Source organism: Roseomonas elaeocarpi (genome assembly GCF_042433915.1).
GTDB classification, from domain to species: domain Bacteria; phylum Pseudomonadota; class Alphaproteobacteria; order Acetobacterales; family Acetobacteraceae; genus Roseomonas; species Roseomonas elaeocarpi.
Window position 1 is genome coordinate 56,246 of the sequence record NZ_JBHLUN010000003.1, and the last position, 20,155, is coordinate 76,400.

Consider the following 20,155-nt stretch of genomic DNA (forward strand, 5'->3'; position numbering starts at 1 on the left):
GCTCGGGGCCACGCGTCCGGCCCTGGACGCAGCATCGCGCGTCGGGCGGCGCCGTGCGATGCCGGCCTGCTCGGCCGGCCCTCCCTCAGGCGGTGAGGAAGGGCGTCACGGCGGCCAGGAAGCCCACCGGGTCCTCCGCATGGACCCAGTGTCCGGCCTTTTCCACCGTGGCGAACTCCACGCGCGGGAACAGGGCGCGGATGCGCTCCTCGTACTCCGGCTGGACATAATCGCTGCGCCCGCCGCGCAGGAACAGCACCGGCCCGTCGTAGCGTGTTCCCTCGGCAAGCTCCGGCCAGCCCTCGATCTCGGGCAGCGCCTCGCTGATCTCGCGCAGCCCGATGCGCCAGCGCGGCTGCGGGGCGGCGAGGTCGAGGTTCTGCAGCAGGAAGGCGCGGACGCCGGCTTCCCCCACCACGGAGGCGAGGTGCGCCTCCGCCTCACGCCGGGTCATCCCGGCCCGCAGCGGCAGCGACAGCATCGCCTCGGCGTAGCTCCGGAAGAAGGGCGGGTAGGTGACGGGGGCGATATCGGCCACCACCAGCCGCCGGACCACCTCGGGCGCACGCAGCGCCAGGGTCATCGCGACCTTGCCGCCCATGGAATGCCCCAGCACCGCCGCCGGCACGGCCCCGGCCGCGCGGAGCGTGTCCGCCACGTCCTCGGCCAGGGCGCGGTAGTCCATCCCGGCGGCGTGCGGGCTTTCACCGTGGTTGCGCAGGTCGAGCGAGATCACCTTTGCCCTGGCCGCGATCTCGCGCTGGATCAGGCCGAAGTTCCGAGCCTGGCCGAAAAGCCCGTGCAGCAGCACGACGGGCGTGCCGCTCCGCGTCGCTTCCCCTTCGGCGCCGGTGCCCGTCGGAGCAGGCCCGCTCTGGACGATGTTCAGCCGCACGGCGTTCACGACGCCACGTTGAGCATGATCTTGCCGATATGCGTGCTGCTTTCCATCAGCCGGTGCGCCGCCTCGGCTTCCGACAGCGGGAAGCTCGCATGGATCTGCGGACCGCAGCGCCCTGCGGCCAGCAGTGGCCAGACCTTCTCCTCGAGCGCGCGCGCGATCGCGCCCTTCTCCGCCGCCGTGCGCGGCCGCATGGTGGAACCGGTGACGCTGAGGCGCTTCACCATGATCGGCGTGAGGTCCACCGTTTCCGCCTTGGCGCCGCCCAGGAAGGCGATCAGCACCAACCGCCCGTCGCGGCGCAGAACCTGGATGTTGCGCGCGAAGTAGGGTGCGCCAACCATGTCCAGCACCACGTCCACGCCCTGACCATCGGTGGCGCGCTTCACCGCCTCGGCAAAGTCTTCCTCGCGGTAGTTAAAGGCATCCGAGGCGCCGAAGCGTCGGCATGCTTCCAGTTTGTCGGGGGAGCCGGCCGTGGCGAGCATGCGCGCGCCGAAGGCCGTGCCGAGCTGGATCGCGGTCAGGCCGATGCCGGAGGTGCCGCCATGCACCAGCGCCGTCTCGCCCGCCGCCAATCGGCCGTGGCCGAACAGGTTGGCCCAGACGGTGAACATGTTTTCCGGCAGCGCCGCGGCGCGGGTGGCGTCGTAGCCCTCCGGCCAGGGCAGGCACTGCGCTTCCGGCGCCACGGCGTACTCGGCGTAGCCGCCGCCGTTGGTGAGGGCGCAGACGTGATCGCCGACGCTGAAGCGGCCGGCCCCCTCGCCCACCGCCGCGACCTCGCCCGATACTTCCAGCCCCAGCACCGGGCTGGCGCCGGGCGGCGGCGGGTAGGAGCCGGCGCGCTGCGCCACGTCGGGGCGGTTCACCCCGGCCACCAGGACGCGGATCAGCACCTCGCCCGGGCCGGGCACCGGCAGCGGCCCCTGGGCGAGGCGCATGACCTCGGGCCCGCCGCCTTGGCCATGCTCCACGAAACTCATGCTCTGCGGCAATGTCATGGCGGCTCCCGGCGGTGGTGGAACGCTCCGGAACCCCCGGGCGCGAGATCTGCCGCAAGGTCGGGAGCGGGGCGGAAGGCGTCAAGGGCGGGCCGGGTGCTGCCCGGTGGTCTCCCCTTGCCCCCCAGTCCCGCTGCGATCCGCGGGCGAGAGCGTGGTTCCGGCGAGTCCCGGCCTTGCACCGCGATGCGCCTTCGGCTTGCATGGCGCGTCTCCGCCGTCCTGATCCCCGAGGGTTTCTCCCCATGCACGTCGTCGCGCGCCGGCCGCTGCTCGCGGGCCTGGCCACCGCGCTCGGCGGCCCGGCGGTCGCCAGGGCACAGGGCACCCCCGGCGCACCGGCCGCCGCGTCCCCCGTTCCCGCAACGGCTACCCCCGCGCCGGTGGTGGGCGAGCTGCGGCTGGGCGCGCTGTTTCCCTTCACGGGTCCTCTGGCACTGCTTGGCGACGAGAGCTTCCGCGGGCTGGAAATCGCGACCGAGGAGCGCAACGCTGCCGGCGGCCTGGGCGGGCGGCCGCTCCGGCTGATCAAGGGCGACGCCGCCGACGCCAACCAGGCGGTGGCCGAGATCCGCCGGATCACGGCCGGCGAGGGTCGGGTTTCGGCGGTGTTCGGCACCTTCGCCTCGACCCAGGCACTGGCTGCGGGTCAGGTCGCCGAGGCGCTGAGCCTGCCCTATTTCGAGCTCGCCGCCGTGGCGGACGAGTTGACGGAGCGGGGCGCGCGCGGGGTGTTCCGCACCTGCCCGCGCGCCGCCGATTTCGGCCGCGTCTCGGCGGAAGCGTTGACGACCCAGCTCGCCCCCGCCTGGGGCGTCGAGCCTCGCAGCCTGCGGGTGGCCACGCTCTACGAGGACGCGGCCTATGGGCAGAGCGTAGCGGCGGCCCAAGCCGCGCGGCTGCGCGAGGCCGGCATCACGCCGGTGGAAATGCTGAGCTACCCGCCCCGTGCCACCGAGATCGGCACTGCCATGGGGCGGCTGCGCGCGGCGGCGCCGGACGTGGTGCTGCACACCGCCCATCCCAGCGACGTGCAGCTGTTCTTCCGTTCGATGCGGGAGGCCAACTGGCGGCCGCGCATGGTGATGGGGGCCGGCGGCGCCTACAGCCTGAGCGACACGGCCCGCAGCCTGGGCGAAGCACTGGACGGCGTGCTGAACGTCGATTTTCCGCCCTTCGCGGTAAACGAGGCCGCGGCGCCCGGCGTGGGCGCCTTCGCCGAGAGCTACAAGCGTCGCTACGGGGCCGAGGCACGCTCGGCGCACAGCCTGGCTTGCTGCGTCGGCGCCCGGCTTTGCTTCGCCGCGCTGGAGCAGGCGGGCGGCACCGACCGCGACCGCGTGCGGGCGGCGATGCTGGCGCTGGACGTCGCGGAAGGAGGCACGGCCAATGGCTGGGGCGCCCGCTTCAACGATCTCGGGCAGAACACCCGCTGCCGCCCCGTGCTGTCGCAGTGGCAGGACGGGCGGCTGGTGACGGTGGCGCCGGCCGCCGCGGCTCTGGCACCGCTGCGGCCGCGCTTCGGCGGCCGCGCTGCGCAACCCTGAAGCGCGGCACGCGCCTCGCAGTTCTCGAACACCGGCACCAAGGCACCGGCAGCCCGGCACTGGCAACCGGGCACCGGCACCCTGACATGGGCACCCTGACATGGGGCACCGGCATGGTCACGGCCGGAAATCTCGCGGCGTCCCGATCCTGGCGCCGCAGTGAGCCGGTGCGGAGCGGCGGAAACCGCGTCAGTTCGCGGTGATGCCGGCGGCCTTGATGATCGGCTCCCATTTCGCGATCTCGCTGTCCAGGAAGGCGCGGGTCGCGGCGGGGGTGAAGTCCGACCGGGTCTGCATCGTCAGGTCCGACAAGCGGCGCTGCACGGACTCCATGGCCATGACCTTGTTGGTCGCGGCGTTGATGGCCTGCACCGTGGCCTCCGGCGTTCCGGCCGGGGCCAGCACCATGTGCCAGGTATAGGCCTCGTAGCCGGGCACCCCGGCCTCGGCGAAGGTGGGCAGGTCGGCGGCCTGTGGGATGCGCGCGGCGGAGGAGATCGCCAGCCCCTTCACCTCGCCGCGCGTGACGAAGGGCAGCGCGTTGTTGGCCACGTCGAGCATCATCGCGACGTTGCCCGCGAGCAGGTCCGGCATCGCCTGGGCCGAGCCGCGATACGGGACGTGGTTGACCTTGAGCCCGCCGGCCTGACGCAGGAACAGCTCGCTCGCCAGGTGCAGGGCGGCGCCGGCACCGGTGCTGGCGTAGTCGTACTTGTTCGGGTTGGCACGAAACAGGGCGATCAGCTCGCCCAGGTTGTTGGCGGGCACTTCCTTGTTGACCATCAGCAGCATCGGGATCGTGCCGGTCATGGTAATCGGGGTGAAGTCCGCCACCGGATCGAAGGGCAGGCGCGCGAAGATGGCGCGCAGCGTGGCATGGGCGATGGTGGTGTAGAGGAGCGTGTCGCCGTCCTTGGGGGCCTTGGCCACCACGTCGCTGCCCACCACCACGCCAGCACCGGTGCGGTTCTCCACGATCACGCGCTGGGGGAGCATCTTGCTCAGCTCGTCGGCGACGAGGCGGGCGGGGATGTCGGTTGGGCCACCGGCGGCGAAGGGCACGACGAGGCGGACCGGCTGATCCGGCCAGGTCTGTGCCAGGGCGGGACGCGGAAAGCCGGACAGCGTGAAGCCGGCCGTGGCAAGGCCGGCCGGCAGCGCCCCGAGCAGGGTACGACGTTTGAACAACGGAACTCCTCCATCCGGCTGGCCATCGGGCCGCCGGTTGCGGAGATGTTACCGTACATTCATGAAAGATGGTCAACGCCCCTCCCTCTTTTCCACGCTGGGGGAATCCCGCCCTCAGCCACCGATCACGAGGAGGCGGCTCGCGCCGTCGATGCCCAGCGCCTGCCGCAGCGCGTCAGCGGCCGGGCGAGCGGCCAGGAGGGCAGCCAGATCGTCGGGAAGCGAGGCTGCATCCAATCCCCCGCACGCCCCGGCACGGAGCACGAGAAACGCGTTGACCGAGCGCCCCAGCTCTCCCCAGGCGAGCAGCGAGGTCGCGCCTTCCGTGTCACCGCCCTGCCCCGCGGCGAGCGCCAGGAATGGGGCCGCCCCCGCCGGCTCCAGCAGGATCAGCGGCGGAACGGGGGTGCCGGGATTGGCGCGCAGTGCCGCCGCCGCGGCCGTGGCCAGGGCGCCCGACCCGGCCGCCACCAGGAGGTGGGTTGGCTCCTCGGACAGGGGCGCGAGCGCCCCGGCCACCGCCACGCGATAGCCCTGCATCACGTCGCGCGGCGGTTCCGTGAAGCCTGGCACGGCGAGGTCCGAGATCAGCTGCCAGCCCTGCGCCTCGGCAAGCGCGTGGGCCGAGGCGGCGGTGCCGCCCGTCTCGTGCAGCGCGGCGCCTTCGGCCAGGAGGTCCTCCCGCAGCGGTTCCGGCGTCGCCGGCGACACCAGCGCCGCGCAGCCCGCCCCGAAGCGGCGCGCCGCCCGGGCGACCGCCAGTGCCTCGGAGAATCCATCCCACGGTTCCGCCGGGCCGACGCGGCAGGCGAGCGTGACCTGCCCCGTGAGGTGGCGCAGCGCGCCGGATTCGAGGGCCGCGGCATCGGCCTGGGCGGCCACACCGCCGCGTGCCAGCGCCGACAGAAGGGCGCGCGTCGCGGCGAAGGCGGTGCCGACCTCCCGCAACGGTGCAGCCGGCAGGTGGTGCAGCGCGGCGACGCCGGCGGCGCGGGCGAGCTCCGGCAGGGCACGGGCCTCGGCCAGGCAGTAGTTGGGCCAGGCGGCGATCGCGGCGCGGGCCCGTCGGAACCCGCCTTCCGGCAGGGTGACGAGGCCGGGGACGCCGTGGTTGGGGTTGTGCAGCAGCTGGAAAGCGGGGGCCGTCATCAGCCGTAGCCTAGGCGCTTTCGCCGCGGCCGGGGATGTGCGGGAAGGCTCGGCAGACACCCGCGCGCACCGGGCGCTTCCCCTTTCGTGGCCGCGCGGGCAGGCTGCCGCCCAAAGCAGGAGGAAACGCGGATGCAGGTCACGATCACCGGGGGCGGCGGCTTCCTGGGCGGCAAGCTGGCGCGCCGACTGGCGGAAAGCGGGACGGTCGGCGGCCGTGCCATCACCGGCCTCACGCTGCTCGACCTGCATCAGCCGCCGGTGCCGGATGCATCCTTCCCGGTCCGCGCCATGGCCGGCGATATTTCCGAGCCCGCGGTGATGCGCGCGGCGTTGCCGGCGGACACGGGCGTGGTGTTCCACCTCGCGGCCGTGGTCTCGGCGGCAGCGGAGGCGGATTACGATCTGGGGATGCGCGTGAACCTCGACGGCACCCGGGCCGTGGTGGAGGCCTGCCGGGCGCTGTCCGCGCCGCCGCGCGTGGTGTTCACCTCCTCGGTGGCCTCGTTCTCGGGCGGGCAGGACGCCGTGGTGCCGGCGGAGGGGCGGCAGGTGCCGGCCAATTCCTACGGCGCGCAGAAGGCAATGGGCGAGCTGCTCCTGGCCGATGCCAGCCGTCGCGGCTTCCTCGACGCCGTGTCCTTGCGGATGCCAACGGTGGTGGTACGCCCGGGACGGCCCAACAAGGCGGCCTCCTCCTTCGTGTCGGGCATCCTGCGCGAACCAATGCTCGGCCTGCCCAGCAGCCTGCCGGTGGCGGAGGAATTCGCGTTGTGGATCTGCTCGCCCCGCCGGGCGGTGGACTGGCTGCTCCACGCCGCCTCGCTCGACACCGCGCCGCTCGGGCTCGACCGCGCCGTGAACCCGCCCGGCCTGCGCGCCACGGTGGCGGAGATGCTGCGGGCGCTGGAGTTGGTGGGCGGTCCCGAGGCCAGGGCCCTGGTGCGGCCGCAGCCGGACCCGACCGTGGAGCGGATCGTGTCGGGATGGCCGGCCGCCTTCGACCCGGAACCGGCACTGCGGTTGGGCTTCGCGCCCGAGGGCGGGATGGAAGCCATCCTGCGCGCCTTCGTCGCCGAGGATCTGGAGCCGACGCGGGCCATGCTGCGGGGCGGCACCTGACGGGACGCGGCGGCCTCCGCCCGGCTGCTGCCCCCCCCCCCACGATCCAGGCGGTGCCGGGGATGGACGGAATGGAACGGAAGGGTCAAGACGTGCGACGTTGCGCCCCGGGTCCGGAACGCTGCCCCAACGTTGCCGCCAACACCGGCCGGCCGATGGCGCGGCCGGCCCTCGCAGGAGATGAGGTTCGATGCACAGCCTGATTCCCACGCTCCGCCAGGCGCGGGTCGTCCCGGTGATCCGCACCCAGGCGACCAGCACCGCCGAGACCGCCGTGCGCTGGCTGCGTGAGGCGGGCCTGCGGATCTTCGAGATCACCATGACGGTGCCCGACGCCCCGGCCCTGATCCGCGACCTCGCTTCCGACCCGGAGTTGGTGGTGGGCGCCGGCACGGTGCGCGACGTGGCCTCCGCCGAGGCCTGCCTCGCCGCCGGCGCGGGGTTCCTGGTCACGCCCTGGGTCGATCCCGAGGTGGCGCGGGTGGCCAAGGCGGCCGGGGCCGCGATGATGCCGGGCGCCATGACGCCGACCGAGGTGCGCGCGGCCATTGCGGCCGGTGCCGACGTGGTGAAGATCTTCCCGGCCAGTTCCGCCGGCGGCCCGGCCCACCTGCGCTCGCTGGGCGCCGTGTTCCCGGGGGTGGCCTTCTGCCCCACCGGCGGCGTCGACGCGCGCAACGCCCCCGACTACCTGGCGGCCGGTGCCGCCTTCGTGGGCATCGGCGGCAAGCTGGTGGACGAGGCGGCGATCCTGGCCGGTGACCGGGCCTCGGTGCAGCGCGCCGCCGAGGACGCGCTCGGCCTGATGCGCGCCTGAGCGGGAACGGCGTTATGCCGCATCCCGCGATCGTGGGGGGCCGCGACACCGCTGCTCCTACGGCCGAGGCGCCGGGAACGGTCGGCACCCGCCGCGTCGCCCCGCGCGCCCTTTTTACCCTTCACCTCGTCCGCGGCGCCGCTGCCGGCGGACGCAACGTCCCTGGAAAGTTCTGAGAATGGCCGCGCCTGACATCCTCTGCATGGGCGAGCCGATGCTGGAGTTCAACCAGCGGGCCCCCGATGCCGAGGGCCGCACCCTCTACCTCCAGGGCCATGGCGGCGACACCAGCAACGCCGCCATCGCGGCTGCCCGCAGCGGTGCCAGCGCCGGCTACATCACGGCGGTGGGCAAGGATGCCCCTGGCGAGGCCTTCCTGAAGCTGTGGCAGGACGAAGGGGTGGACACCGCCACCGTGCGCGTGAACCCCGAGGCACCGACCGGCATCTACTTCGTCACCCATGACGATCGCGGGCACCACTTCACCTTTTACCGGACCGGCAGCGCCGCCGCCCGCTACGCGCCCGCCGACCTGCCGGTCGAGGCGCTGCGCGCAACGAAGCTGTTGCACGTGTCGGGCATCAGCCAGGCGATCTCCCCCAGCGCCGCGGACGCCGTGTTCGCGGCGATCGCCACGGTACGCGAAGCGGGCGGCAAGGTGTCCTACGACACCAACCTGCGCCTGCCGCTGTGGCCCGCCGCGCGGGCGGCCGCGGTAATGCACGCGGCCATCGCGATGGCGGACATCGTGTTCCCCTCGCTCGACGATGCGGAGGTCCTGACCGGGCTGAGCGAGCCCGAGGAGATCGCGAGTTTCTACCTGGAACTGTGTCCGGTCGTGCTGCTCAAGCTCGGCAAGCAGGGTGTGATGGTCTGCACGCGCGAACGGCGGGAGCGTCTGGCGGGCCACACGGTCAAGGCGGTGGACGCGACAGGCGCGGGCGACACCTTCGCGGGCTCCTTCCTCGCGCGCTTCGTGGCGGGCGACGATCCCTTTAAGGCGGCGCGCTGGGCCAACGCGGCGGCGGCGCTGTCCACCACCGGCTACGGCGCCGTGGCGCCGATCCCGCGCGCGGAGGCGATCCGGGCGCTGCTGAGCACCGGCAAGGCGTGATCGCCGCGAGCCGCGCGAGCGGGCGCGGTGCGGCACCGGCAGTCGCGCCTGACGCCTTGAAGGGCGCGTCGCCCGGATCGTAGCGGTCGCTTCGGGGTGGCCCCTCGCGTGTTGACTCCGCCTCACCCGCCGTTCAGGGCTTGGCGCAGCACGTCACGGAAGCGGTCGGGGTCGCCTTCGCGGCACCAGACGTGCGGGCTGACCCGCAGCACGCCGAGGCGGTCGCTGCAATGTACGCCACCGGCCGCGAGGAGGGCGAGGAGGTCCGGCGGCATCCCGCCGGGGATGCGCACGCCCAGGATGTGCGGCGCCCGCAGGTGGGGCGGCAGGACCTCCAGGCCTAGCGCCACTGCGTCCCGCGCCAGCTGGTCGGTGAAGCGGCGGAGATGCGCGGCCACGGCCTCCACGCCCCAGCCCAGCACCAACTCCATTCCGGCCGAGGCCATGGGCAAGAGGATCGGGTCGTTACGCTCGCCCTTGTCGTAGCGGCGGGCACCGGGGGCCGGGACGCCACTGGGGCGGTTGTTGTTGTTCTCGTCGATCGGCAGCCCGTTCTGCCGGTGCGGGGCGGCGTACAGGAAACCCAGCCCGAAGGGGCCGAGGAGCCACTTATAGGCGGGAAAGGCCAGGAAGTCCGGCTGCAGCGCCGCGACGTCGGTGGGGATCACGCCGACCGCCTGGGTGGCATCCACCACGACGGCGGCCCCCTGGGCGCGAAGGAGCGGCACCAGGGCGTCGAGCCTTACCAGGGCACCGTCGCTCCAGTGCAAGGGCGTGAGCGCCGCCAGGGTGACGGGCGGGGCACCGGGGCGGGTGATGGCCGCACGCAGGGCCGCGGTCCAGTCGCCCTCGGCGGGACGTTCCACGATCTCGGGCAACACGCCGCATTCCGCCGCGAGGCGGTCCCAGATCAGCGACTGCGACGGGAACTCCGCCGCCATCCGCAGGAGACGGTGGCCGGGCGTCAGGGTGAGATTGCGGGCAGCGGTGGCGATGCACTGGCTGACCGAGCCCAGGATGGCGACGTCGTCCGGGCTGGCGTTGATGAGGCGGGCGGCCAGGGTGCGGGCCCGTTCCGCCACCGCGTCGCTCCGTGCCGCCGGATAGGCCCAGGGCTGGCTCTTGCTCAGGATGCCGTGCTCGCCCGCTGCCCGGACGCTGTGCGGCAGCGGCGAATAGGCGGCGCCGTCGAGGTAGCTCACGCTCTCGGGGATCTCGAACAGGGCGTGGTGGAACAGGCCGCCCGAAGGTCCCGTGACAGGTCGGGGCACGTCGGATCGCTGCCCCGCGGGCGCCGCCGCAACGTCGGGCGCCGGCATGTTGTGCGCCGAGCAGCTCCCGGCGGCGGTGTCGTGGGAAGGGGCAGGCAGGCTGCTCGACATGGGCTGCTGGGGACTCCGCTCTCGCGTGGGATGTGGCGAGTGTTGCGCTCCCCTGCCGATCCAGCCAGGGCCCGCCGGCCCGAAATCGCGCGAAGCACCCGCGAACGGAGCGGCAGCGAAACCATTGCGTGAGCCGTGGTTGATCCAGCGTGACGGCGATCGCATCTCGCGATCGTGCCCGTCCTGCCGCCGCGGGCCGGCACGGCGTTGTTGCTTTCGCGCCGGCCGACCCGTCATGCTGCGTTGCAAAAGGACAAGAGCTGCTGGGGGATTGCCCCGATCCTCCAGGCAGCCGGAGCTCCGGAGTTGAACGCGCCATGGACCAACAAGCCCCCTCGCCCGCTGGACCGCCCCCACGGCCCTTCGCTGCGGATGCGGCGCCACGCGATGCCGCCGTGACGGGCGCGGGGCGCGCGGAGGCCGGGGTGCTCGCCGCCACGCGGCCGCCGCTGCCGACCCTCCCTGTGGCGCTGTGGCGCGGGGCGCGCAACCGCTGCCCGGTCTGCGAGGGTGGGCCTGTCTTCGCGGGCTTCCTCAAGGTGGTGCCGCAATGCCAGTCCTGCGGCACGCCGCTGGGCGAGCTGCGGGCCGACGACGCGCCGCCCTACTTCACAATTTTCATCGTGGGGCACCTGCTGCTGCCACCGGTATTCTGGGTGGAAAAGGCGTACCAGCCGCCGATGTGGGTCCACATGGTGGTGTGGCTGCCGCTCTTCGCGGCCGTGTGCACGCTGATGCTGCGGCCCATCAAGGGCGCCACGGTGGGGCTGATGCTCAAGCTGGGCTTCGGCGGCGCCGAGGCCATCCCGCTGCGCAACCAGGGGCACGTGGTGACGGCGAAGCCCGAAGCTGCGGCGGCGGTGCAGCAGCGGGCCGAGGAGAAGACCGTCGCTCCACCTCGTGACGAGCCGGTGCGAGAAGCGGTGCCGCATGTCTGAGGAAGCGGCTACCACGCAGCACCTGCTGGCGATTACGCTGCCCGAAGGGGTCGTGCCGCACAGCCCCTATGCCCAGGCGGACCGGGAACAGGCGGTGGCGGACCTGCTGTCGGGCAACCGCTTCGACCCAGCGGGACTGCCGGCGGGCCCTTACCGGCTGCACCTCGACCTCCGGGAAGGCCGGCTCTGGCTGGACATCCGCGACGCGGCCGACCGGCCGCTGCACGGGCTGGCGCTGTCGCTGAGCCCTTTCCGGCGGTTGGTGAAGGATTACCGCATGGTGGTGGAAGCGCACGAGGCAGCGGTCACGGCCGACAGCCACGACAGCCGGGTGCAGACCCTCGACATGGGCCGGCGGGGCCTGCACGACGAAGGGGCGGCGCTGCTGCGGGAGCGGCTGGACGGCAAGGTCGCCACCGACGAGCAGACCGCGCGGCGGCTCTTCACCCTGATCTGCGCCCTGCACAGCCGGGTATAACCGATATTTCATGCCTCCCGCCGGCGTGACAGGCCATATGGCGCCCCCATGAAGATCAACGGCGTGCCCACCCGCAGCATCTGGGTGGACGAGGCGGATGGCTGGACCGTCCATGTTTTCGACCAGACGAAGCTGCCCTGGTCATTGGAAACGCTGAGCCTCACGGACGAGGATCAGGTGGCGCACGCCATCCGCTCCATGCAGGTGCGCGGCGCGCCGCTGATCGGGGCGGTCGCGGCCTACGGCCTGGCGCTGGCGCTGCGGCGCGATTCCTCCACCGAGAACCTCGAGCGCGTGGCGGCGATGCTGGCGGAAACGCGTCCCACCGCGATCAACCTGCGCTGGGCGATCGAGCGGATGGTGCGGGTGCTGCACAACCAGCCGGCCGAGCTGCGGGCCGAGGCTGCCTACGCCGAGGCGCTGGCGATCTGCGACGACGATGTCGAGACCAACCGGAAGATCGGCGAACACGGGCTGGAGCTGCTGCGCGACATCGCTGCCCGCAAAAAGGCCGAGGGCCGCGGTGACGAGCCGGTGAACGTCTTGACCCACTGCAACGCCGGTTGGATCGCGACCGTCGACTACGGCACCGCGCTGAGCCCGATCTACCAGGCCCATGACGAGGGCATGAAAGTCCATGTCTGGGTGGACGAAACGCGCCCGCGCAACCAAGGCGCGGCGCTGACTGCCTGGGAGCTCGGCGCCCACGGCGTGCCGCACACGGTGGTGAGCGACAATGCCGGCGGCCACCTGATGCAGCACGAGAAGGTGGACATCGTGATCGTGGGCACCGACCGGGTGACGCGGCGCGGCGACGTGGCCAACAAGATCGGCACCTACCTTAAGGCGCTGGCGGCCAAGGACAACGGCGTGCCCTTCTGGGTGGCGCTGCCGCACTCGACCTACGACCCGCGGGTGGATGACGGCGTGCGCGAGATCCCGATCGAGGAACGCTCCGCCGCCGAGGTGACGGACCTGACGGGCAAGGCCGCCGACGGGTCCATCGTTTCGGTGCGCGTGGTGGCCGAAGGATCGGCGGCCGCGAACCCGGCCTTCGACGTGACGCCGGCGCGGCTGGTGACCGGGCTGATCACCGAGCGCGGGCGCTGCGAGGCCTCCGAGGTCGGGCTGGCGGGGCTGTACCCGGACCGCGACTGAGCGACTCGCCCGCGCGGCGGGGGCGTTCCTCCCCGGCGCCGCGCGGTGACGCCGGGCGGCCGGGTCAGGGTGCGCCGAGGCTGCCGCGAGATCGGGCGAGCAGGGCTTGCGAGGCAGGCATGTTGTAGGCGACCGGAGCAGTGCGCCCGGACCGGCGGGCTGCTTCGCACCCACCCACGGCTTGTTGCCTGGCACCGCCCCGCACATCGTTCGCCGATTGAATCGGGGAACGCCTCATGAGCCTTACACGGAAGCCCGCCAGCCGCACGCGCACGGCGGTTGCCGCCAATCTTGGCGCCGTCCTGGAATGGTTCGACCTTGTCCTCTACGCGCTGTTCGCCGTGGTGCTGGGCCGCACCTTCTTTCCCACCACCGACCCGAACGTGTCGCTGCTGCTCTCGCTGGGGGCCTTCGCCATTTCCTGGCTGGTGCGGCCGCTCGGCGCGGTGGTGATCGGCGCTTATTCGGACCGCGTGGGGCGTAAGCCGGGGCTGACGCTTTCGGCCGGGCTGATGATGCTGGGCACGGCGATGATCGCCTTCATGCCTGGCTACGACACGATCGGGCTGGCGGCGCCGGTGCTGGTGATGGTGGCGCGCATGGTCCAGGGCTTCTCCGCCGGCGGCGAGTTCGGCAGCGCCACCGCCCTGCTCGCCGAGCAGGATCCGAACCGGCGCGGCTTCTATGCCAGCCTGCAATGGGCGGCCTCGGGCCTGTCGGTGCTGCTGGCCTCGCTGGCTGCTTACGCCGTCAACACGACCTTGACGCCCGATCAGGTCGCGAGCTGGGGCTGGCGCGTGCCCTTCATGTTCGGCCTGCTGATCGGCCCGGTGGCGCTGTATATCCGCAGCCAGCTGGACGAGCCCGAGGAGTTCCTCCGTGCTGAGAAGGCCGAGCGGCCGATGGCCGAACTCCTGCACATGGACAAGACGCGCGTGCTGCTGGGTGCCGGGATCGTCGCGGCGGGGGCCTGCGGCTCCTTCCTCAACACCTACATGCCGACCTTCGCCTTCACCAAGCTCGGCCTGCCGCAGTCGCAGGCGCTGCTGGGCACCATCGCCGCGGGGCTGGTCAACACGCTGCTGCCGCCGGTCTTCGGCGCGCTGTCCGACCGCGCCGGGCGCGCCAAGGTGATGGCGGTGACGGGCGTGCTGGGACTGCTGATGATCTACCCTCTGTTTCGCTGGCTGATCGCTTCGCCTTCGACCGTGACGCTGGTGACGATCCAGGCGCTGATCGCACTGGTGTTCTACTGCGGCTACTACGCCACCGTGCCGGCGGCGCTGGCGGACCTGTTTCCGGTGCGGCGGCGCACCTCGGGCGTGTCGATCGCCTATGTTCTGGCCCAGACGCTGTTCGGCGGCGTGACGCCGCTGGTGGTGGGATGGATCGTGGCGACCACCGGCGACCCCACCAGCCCGGGCCTCTACCTGGGCGCCGTGATGCTGCTGAGCCTGGTCTGCCTGGCCGCGAGCGCGCGCCTCTTGAGCGGGCCGGCCATCCTGCACGACGCGCGGGCTTAACGGGTCGGGCACGGGGGTGCGGGCGGATGGGCCTCGCTTTCCGCCCCGGCGCCTGCCCGACGTGGTGGCCGGAACGACGCGGCGGTCGGCCGCGGCTGGGAAACGACCGCCTCAGAGCGGAAGTGGCGCTTCCGTCTTGACCTCCTCCATCACGGCGTAGGTCCGGGTTTCCCGCACGCCCGGCAGCGCCAGCAGGACCTTGCCCAGGAAGTCTCGATAGGCGGCCATGTCGCGCACCCGCGCCTTCACCAGATAGTCGAAGCCGCCCGCCACCATGTGGCATTCCAGCACTTCCGGCGCCCGACCCACGGCCTCGGCGAAGCGGCCGAAATTCTCGGGCGTCGTCTTGTCCAGCAACACCTCCACGAAGACCAGCAGCCCGAAGCCCAGCCGGTGCGGGTCGAGCCGCGCCGCGAAGCCGGTGATGAGGCGGTCCTTCAGGAGACGGCGCAGCCGTTCGCTGGTGGCCGCCGGCGACAGGCCGATCCGGTCGGCGAGTTCGAGGTTGCTGATCCGCCCTTCGCGCTGAAGCACCGCCAGGATCATACGGTCGGTCCGGTCGATCTCCGCCATTCTGCTTACGAACTCCGCTTCTGGCCGTGAAAGCTTCGGCGATGGCTCAAACACGCCGCTTCTTCTTCGGCACGCCTGGTCATACCTTCGGAAGGGGCTCGCTGCGAACCCTCTTCCGCCCCGGAGCCACGCGATCCATGAGTTCCCAGCCCTCCCCCGCGCGGGCCGAGCCCGCCCCGTTCCGCGACTTCGCCGGGGCGCTGGTGCCCCATTCGCCGCTGCGCGCGGCGATCACCGCAGCCTGTCGCCGGCCGGAGGTGGAATGCCTGCCGCCCCTGCTCCGGGCCGCGGCGCTTCCGGCAGCGGCGGAGGTGCGGGCGGCCGCCTTGGCCAGCCGCTTGGTCTCGGCGCTTCGCCGCAAGAAGCGCGGGGGCGGGGTGGAAGCGCTGGTGCAGGAATTCTCGCTCTCCTCGGCCGAAGGCATTGCGCTGATGTGCCTGGCGGAAGCGCTGCTGCGCATCCCCGACGACGCCACGCGCGACGCGCTGATCCGCGACAAGATCGGCGCGCCGGGGATGGACTGGCGCGCCCATGCCGGCGGCTCCCGGTCGATCTTCGTCAACGCGGCGAGCTGGGGCCTGGTGGTTACCGGCAAGCTCAGCGCGACGCACAGCGAGGCGGGCCTGGGCGCCGCGCTGACCCGCCTCGTCGCCCGCGCGGGCGAGCCGGTGGTGCGTCGCGGCGTCGATCTCGCGATGCGGCTGATGGGCGAGCAGTTCGTCATGGGCGAAACCATCGACGAGGCGCTGCGCCGCAGCCGCGATGCCGAGCGCCGGGGCTTCCGCTATTCCTACGACATGCTGGGCGAGGCGGCGATGACGGCCGCGGATGCCGAGCGCTACCGCGCCGAGTACGAGCGCGCGATCCACGCCATCGGCGCGGCCTCCGCCGGGCGCGGCATCGAGGACGGGCCGGGCATCTCGGTCAAGCTGTCGGCGCTGCACCCGCGCTATTGCCGTGCCCAGCGCGACCGCGTGATGCGGGAGCTGCTGCCGCGCCTGGCCGACCTCGCGGCGCTGGCGCGGCGCTACGACATCGGGCTGAACATCGACGCCGAGGAAGCGGACCGGCTGGAGCTCTCGCTCGACCTGCTCGAAGCGCTCTGCCACGACGAGCGGCTGGCGGGCTGGAATGGCGTGGGCTTCGTGATCCAGGCCTACGGGCGCCGCGCGCCCTTCGTGGTCGACTTCGTGGTGGACCTCGCCCGGCGCACCGGGCGGCGGATGATGGTGCGGCTGGTCAAGGGCGCCTACTGGGACAGCGAGATCAAGCGCGCGCAGGTGGACGGGCTCGAGGACTTCCCGGTCTTCACGCGCAAGGTCCACACCGACGTGAGCTACCTGGCCTGCGCGCGCCGGCTGCTGGCGGCGCCCGACGCGGTGTTCCCGCAATTCGCCACCCACAACGCCCGCACCGTGGCCGCGATTCATGAGATGGCCGGTCCGGAACGCTGGCAGCCCGGGCAGTACGAGTTCCAGTGCCTCCACGGCATGGGCGAGCCGCTCTACGAGGAGGTGGTCGGGCACAATGCCCTGAACCGCCCCTGCCGCATCTACGCGCCGGTGGGTACGCACGAGACGCTGCTGGCCTACCTCGTGCGCCGGCTGTTGGAGAACGGCGCCAACTCCTCCTTCGTGAACCGCATCAACGACCCGGCCGTGCCGGTGGAGGCGCTGGTGCGCGACCCAGTGGCAGAGGCCGCGTCGCTCCGCCCGGTGGGGCGGCCGCATGACGGCATCGCCGCACCGCGCGCGCTGTTCGGCGAAGCACGACGCAACTCCGCAGGGTTGGACCTGTCGGATGAGAACCGGCTCGCCGAACTGGCCGGGGTGCTGGCCGCCGGGCGCGCGCCGCTGCACGCCGTGCCGCTGGTCGTGGGGGGCAAAGGCACGGGCACGTCGCGCGAGGTCCGCAACCCCGCCGACCAGGGGGACCTCGTCGGCACCGTCACCGAGGCCGACGCGGCCACGGTGGAGGCCGCGCTGGCCGCAGCGGTAGCCGGCGCCCCCAGCTGGACCGAGACGCCGCCAGCGGAGCGCGCCGCGATCCTGGAGCGGGCCGCCGCGCTGATGGAGACCGGCTTGCCGGCGCTGCTGGGGTCCATCGTGCGCGAGGCCGGCAAGACCCTCGCCAACGCCGTGGGCGAGGTGCGCGAGGCGGTGGACTTCCTGCGCTACTACGCGGCGCAGGCGCGCGGCTTCGATGCCGGCACGCACGCGCCGCTCGGGCCGGTGGTCTGCATCTCGCCCTGGAACTTCCCGCTGGCGATCTTCACGGGCCAGGTCGCGGCGGCACTGGCGGCCGGCAACCCGGTGCTGGCCAAACCCGCCGAGGAAGCGCCGCTCATCGCGTCGCTCGCGGTGGGTATTCTACGCGAGGCCGGGGTGCCGCCGGCAGCGCTGCAACTGCTGCCGGGCGACGGAACGGTGGGCGCCCAGCTGGTGGCGGATGCGCGGGTGGAGGGCGTGATGTTCACCGGGTCTACCGCGGTGGCGCGGCTGATCGCGGAGCAGCTCGCCGGCCGGCTCGGTGCCTCGGGACAGCCGGTGCCGCTCGTGGCCGAGACGGGTGGGCAGAACGCGTTGGTGGTGGACAGTTCGGCGCTGGCGGAACAGGTGGTGGCCGATGTGCTGGCCTCGGCCTTCGACAGTGCCGGGCAGCGCTGCTCGGCGCTGCGCGTCCTGTGCCTGCAGGAAGAGGTGGCCGACCGGATCCTGTCCATGCTCCGGGGCGCGCTGGCGGAGCTCCGGGTGGGCAACCCCGATCATCTCGCCACCGATGTTGGGCCAGTGATCTCCGCCGAAGCGCGCGAGAACATTCAGCGGCACATCAACGCGATGGCGGGTTCAGGCCACCCCACCCACGCGCTGCCTCTGCCGCAGGAATGCCGCGACGGTTTCTTCGTGGCGCCCACGATCGTCGAAATCCACGGCATCGCCGAGCTCCGGCACGAGGTCTTCGGCCCGGTGCTGCACATCCTGCGCTTCCGGCGCGACGGGCTGGAGGCCCTACTGCGATCAATCAACGCCACGGGCTACGGCCTGACCTTCGGCGTGCATTCGCGCCTCGACGAGACGGTGCTGGCCGCCACGTCGCGGGCGGCGGCAGGCAACCTTTACGTCAACCGTAACCTGATCGGCGCCGTGGTGGGCGTGCAGCCCTTCGGCGGTCACGGTCTGTCGGGCACGGGGCCCAAGGCGGGCGGGCCGCTCTACCTGCGCCGCCTCCTCGCGCGGTGTCCCGCCGCGCCGGACCTGCCTCCCACGGCGCTCCCCGCCGCGGTGCGGGACCTGACCGACTGGCTGCGCGAGCGCGGCGAGGCGGCGCTGGCGGCGCGCTGCGAAGCACAGGCCGCGGTCTCGCGCGTCGGGCTTGACTTGGCGCTGCCGGGCCCCGTGGGCGAGAGCAACCGCTATGCGCTGCAGCCGCGCGGCACGGTGCTGTGCCGCGCCGAAACGTGCGACGGGTTGATGCTGCAATTGGCAGCGGCTTTCGCCACCGGCAACGCGGTCTGCCTGCATCCGGACAGCGAAACGCTGTGGCCGGCTGACGGGCCGGTGGCCCTGGTGACGCGCGGAGGTGATGCAGCCGGGGCGGATGCTGTGCTGTTCGAGGGCGAAGCGGCGGCGCTGCGGCGATGCTGCCGCGAGGTGGCCGCGCTGGACGGTGCGATCCGCCCTGTGGTCGCGGCCTCGTTGGAGGCGGATATCCCCTATCTCCTCGACATGCTGCTGCTGGAACGGTCGGTCAGCACCAACACGGCCGCCGCGGGCGGTAACGCGAGCCTGATGAGCCTTTGAACGGCCCCAGGCCGCATCGCGCCTCGGCGCCCGGTTCGGGGCGCGTCATCGCGCAGTGGGAGGGTCCCGCGTTTCGCCGTTCCCGGGTGGGTGTCGCCACTGGCGGCGTGGCGCGAACGGTCCAACACTGCGAGCCGGAATCGTCCGGGTCGCCCGACCAGCATCCGAGCCTGGCCGACAGCGATTTCGGGGCTGCTGGCCGCCTTCGTGCAAGAAGCGAGGATCGTCCCATGTTGCGCCGCGAGGCTCTCCTTTCCCTCCTGCTGCTGGGTAGCCCCTTGAGCAGCCTCGCCGCCCAGGAAGTTCCCTCGCCCGCATCCTGCGGCGCCGGGGCAAGCTGCGCCGGGCGGCTGGTGTTCTTCGGGACGCTTGGCAACGAGATCCGCGCAGCTCGCTTCAATCCGGCCACGGGCCGGCTGAGCGATCTGGGTATCGTAGCCCAGCTGGAGCGTCCGACCTGGCTCGTGGGCGGTATGGATGCCGGGACGCTCTACGCCGTCAGCGAAACCGGCAACGACGGCCGGAGCGAGGCCACGGTTCACAGCTTCGCCGTGGACCCGGCCACCGGGCACTTGAGCGAGCGCAACGCGGTGGGCTCGGGTGGCGGTGGGGCGACGCACCTCGCGCTCGATCCGGCTTCGCGAACACTGTTCGTGGCCAATTTCGGGACCGGCCACGTCAGCGCGCTGCCGGTCGAGGAGGACGGCCACCTGGGCGCGGCGGCCTCGCGGCAGCAGGACCGGGGCACGGGGCCGAAGCCGCGGCAGCACAGCGCCCACGCCCATGGCGTCACGGTCGCGCCCGGCGGACGCTTCCTGCTGGTGCCCGATCTCGGCGCCGATCGGGTCTTCGTGTACCGCTTCGACCCGGCGACGCGGGCGCTCACGCCGCATGACCCACCCTGGGAAACGGTCGAGGCCGGCAGCGGGCCTCGGCACCTCGTGTTCTTCCCCGACGGCCACTTCGCCTTCTTGGACAGCGAGCTGACCGGCGAAGTCACGGTGTTCCGCTGGGATGGCGGGCTGGGCCGGCTGCACCGGGTGGAAACCCGCTCCACCTACGCCGCCGGCACGGAAGGCGATCGGAGCGCTGCCGAGATCGCCAGCTCGGCGGATGGCCGGTTCCTTTACGTGTCCAACCGTCGTGCCGCGGACGAGATCGTGGTGTTTCGCGTGGACGCCGCGAGCGGCGCGCTGAGCGAGGTGCAGCGTCTCGGCAGCGGTGGAACATCGCCCTGGAGCTTCACGCTGGCACCGGGAGGGCACTGGATGCTGGTGGCCAACGTGGAGTCCGGCTCGGTGGAGGTGCTGCGCGTCGACCCCGTGACCGGCAGGCTGGAGAGCAGCGGAAACCGCTTAGTGGTGCCGAAGCCCACCAACGTCACCTTTCTGCCGGGCTGAGACCGGCGAAAGACCTGGACCGCCCGTGCGAGCGCGGGGCGGTCACGGGCTTTGGCGCCGC

16 protein-coding genes are annotated in these 20,155 nt (G+C 72.5%); 10 read left to right on the plus strand and 6 right to left on the minus strand.

Translation table 11 applies throughout. The annotated features are described in order from the left end of the window. Positions 1–85: 85 nt before the first annotated feature. Both ACFFGY_RS04735 and ACFFGY_RS04740 read right to left on the minus strand, forming a co-directional pair. Entirely contained in the window at positions 86–895 is an 810-nt protein-coding gene (locus ACFFGY_RS04735) for an alpha/beta fold hydrolase (RefSeq protein ID WP_377043326.1), read from the minus strand. A 5-nt stretch (positions 896–900) separates the two neighbouring features. Further along, complete coding sequence (locus tag ACFFGY_RS04740) at positions 901–1,905, minus strand: NAD(P)H-quinone oxidoreductase (protein ID WP_377043259.1); 1,005 nt, start codon at positions 1,903–1,905, stop codon at positions 901–903. Between the two features lie 245 nt (positions 1,906–2,150). On the opposite strand from ACFFGY_RS04740, the gene ACFFGY_RS04745 reads away from it, so the two are divergent. Next, positions 2,151–3,452 carry an ABC transporter substrate-binding protein gene (locus tag ACFFGY_RS04745; protein WP_377043260.1) on the plus strand — a complete coding sequence of 434 codons (1,302 nt, stop codon included), beginning with the start codon at positions 2,151–2,153 and terminating at the stop codon, positions 3,450–3,452. A gap of 189 nt (positions 3,453–3,641) precedes the next feature. Here ACFFGY_RS04745 and ACFFGY_RS04750 read toward each other — a convergent pair whose 3' ends face one another. Both ACFFGY_RS04750 and ACFFGY_RS04755 read right to left on the minus strand, forming a co-directional pair. Then, entirely contained in the window at positions 3,642–4,640 is a 999-nt protein-coding gene (locus tag ACFFGY_RS04750; protein ID WP_377043261.1) for a Bug family tripartite tricarboxylate transporter substrate binding protein, read from the minus strand. A gap of 114 nt (positions 4,641–4,754) precedes the next feature. Then, positions 4,755–5,789, minus strand: a complete 1,035-nt coding sequence (locus ACFFGY_RS04755) for a pyridoxal-phosphate dependent enzyme (protein WP_377043262.1) — start codon at positions 5,787–5,789, stop codon at positions 4,755–4,757. A gap of 132 nt (positions 5,790–5,921) precedes the next feature. Here ACFFGY_RS04755 and denD point away from each other — a divergent pair, with 132 nt between their 5' ends. The 3 genes from denD (at position 5,922) to ACFFGY_RS04770 (ending at position 8,842) form a co-directional block, all read left to right on the plus strand. After that, on the plus strand, positions 5,922–6,911 hold the full coding sequence (gene denD, locus ACFFGY_RS04760; RefSeq protein WP_377043263.1) for a D-erythronate dehydrogenase: 990 nt from the start codon (positions 5,922–5,924) through the stop codon (positions 6,909–6,911). Positions 6,912–7,101: 190 nt separating this feature from the next. Further along, positions 7,102–7,728, plus strand: coding sequence for a bifunctional 4-hydroxy-2-oxoglutarate aldolase/2-dehydro-3-deoxy-phosphogluconate aldolase (locus ACFFGY_RS04765; protein WP_377043264.1), 627 nt, complete (start codon positions 7,102–7,104; stop codon positions 7,726–7,728). Positions 7,729–7,906: 178 nt separating this feature from the next. Then, the gene (locus ACFFGY_RS04770) at positions 7,907–8,842 is read left to right on the plus strand and encodes a sugar kinase (protein ID WP_377043265.1); all 936 of its coding nucleotides are present in this window, start codon (positions 7,907–7,909) and stop codon (positions 8,840–8,842) included. A 122-nt stretch (positions 8,843–8,964) separates the two neighbouring features. Here ACFFGY_RS04770 and ACFFGY_RS04775 read toward each other — a convergent pair whose 3' ends face one another. Continuing rightward, positions 8,965–10,224: an aminotransferase class V-fold PLP-dependent enzyme gene (locus ACFFGY_RS04775; protein ID WP_377043266.1), complete on the minus strand. Its 1,260-nt coding sequence runs from the start codon at positions 10,222–10,224 to the stop codon at positions 8,965–8,967. Positions 10,225–10,541: 317 nt separating this feature from the next. On the opposite strand from ACFFGY_RS04775, the gene ACFFGY_RS04780 reads away from it, so the two are divergent. The 4 genes from ACFFGY_RS04780 to ACFFGY_RS04795 all read left to right on the plus strand — a co-directional run bounded on the left by ACFFGY_RS04780 (position 10,542) and on the right by ACFFGY_RS04795 (position 14,321). After that, positions 10,542–11,162, plus strand: a complete 621-nt coding sequence (locus ACFFGY_RS04780) for a DUF983 domain-containing protein (RefSeq protein WP_377043267.1) — start codon at positions 10,542–10,544, stop codon at positions 11,160–11,162. Further along, on the plus strand, positions 11,155–11,640 hold the full coding sequence (locus ACFFGY_RS04785) for a UPF0262 family protein (protein WP_377043268.1): 486 nt from the start codon (positions 11,155–11,157) through the stop codon (positions 11,638–11,640). The genes ACFFGY_RS04780 and ACFFGY_RS04785 overlap by 8 nt, the downstream gene beginning before the upstream one ends. A gap of 48 nt (positions 11,641–11,688) precedes the next feature. Beyond that, positions 11,689–12,798, plus strand: coding sequence for an S-methyl-5-thioribose-1-phosphate isomerase (mtnA, locus tag ACFFGY_RS04790; protein WP_377043269.1), 1,110 nt, complete (start codon positions 11,689–11,691; stop codon positions 12,796–12,798). A 236-nt stretch (positions 12,799–13,034) separates the two neighbouring features. Next, positions 13,035–14,321, plus strand: a complete 1,287-nt coding sequence (locus tag ACFFGY_RS04795; protein WP_377043270.1) for an MFS transporter — start codon at positions 13,035–13,037, stop codon at positions 14,319–14,321. 111 nt (positions 14,322–14,432) lie between these two features. Here the strand turns inward: ACFFGY_RS04795 and ACFFGY_RS04800 are convergent, their stop codons facing one another. Beyond that, positions 14,433–14,894, minus strand: coding sequence for an Lrp/AsnC ligand binding domain-containing protein (locus tag ACFFGY_RS04800; RefSeq protein ID WP_456316146.1), 462 nt, complete (start codon positions 14,892–14,894; stop codon positions 14,433–14,435). Positions 14,895–15,031: 137 nt separating this feature from the next. Between ACFFGY_RS04800 and putA the strand changes: the two genes are divergently transcribed. Next, positions 15,032–18,694: a trifunctional transcriptional regulator/proline dehydrogenase/L-glutamate gamma-semialdehyde dehydrogenase gene (putA, locus tag ACFFGY_RS04805; RefSeq protein ID WP_377043271.1), complete on the plus strand. Its 3,663-nt coding sequence runs from the start codon at positions 15,032–15,034 to the stop codon at positions 18,692–18,694. A gap of 230 nt (positions 18,695–18,924) precedes the next feature. Continuing rightward, on the plus strand, positions 18,925–20,094 hold the full coding sequence (locus tag ACFFGY_RS04810) for a lactonase family protein (RefSeq protein ID WP_377043272.1): 1,170 nt from the start codon (positions 18,925–18,927) through the stop codon (positions 20,092–20,094). Positions 20,095–20,155 lie beyond the last annotated feature (61 nt).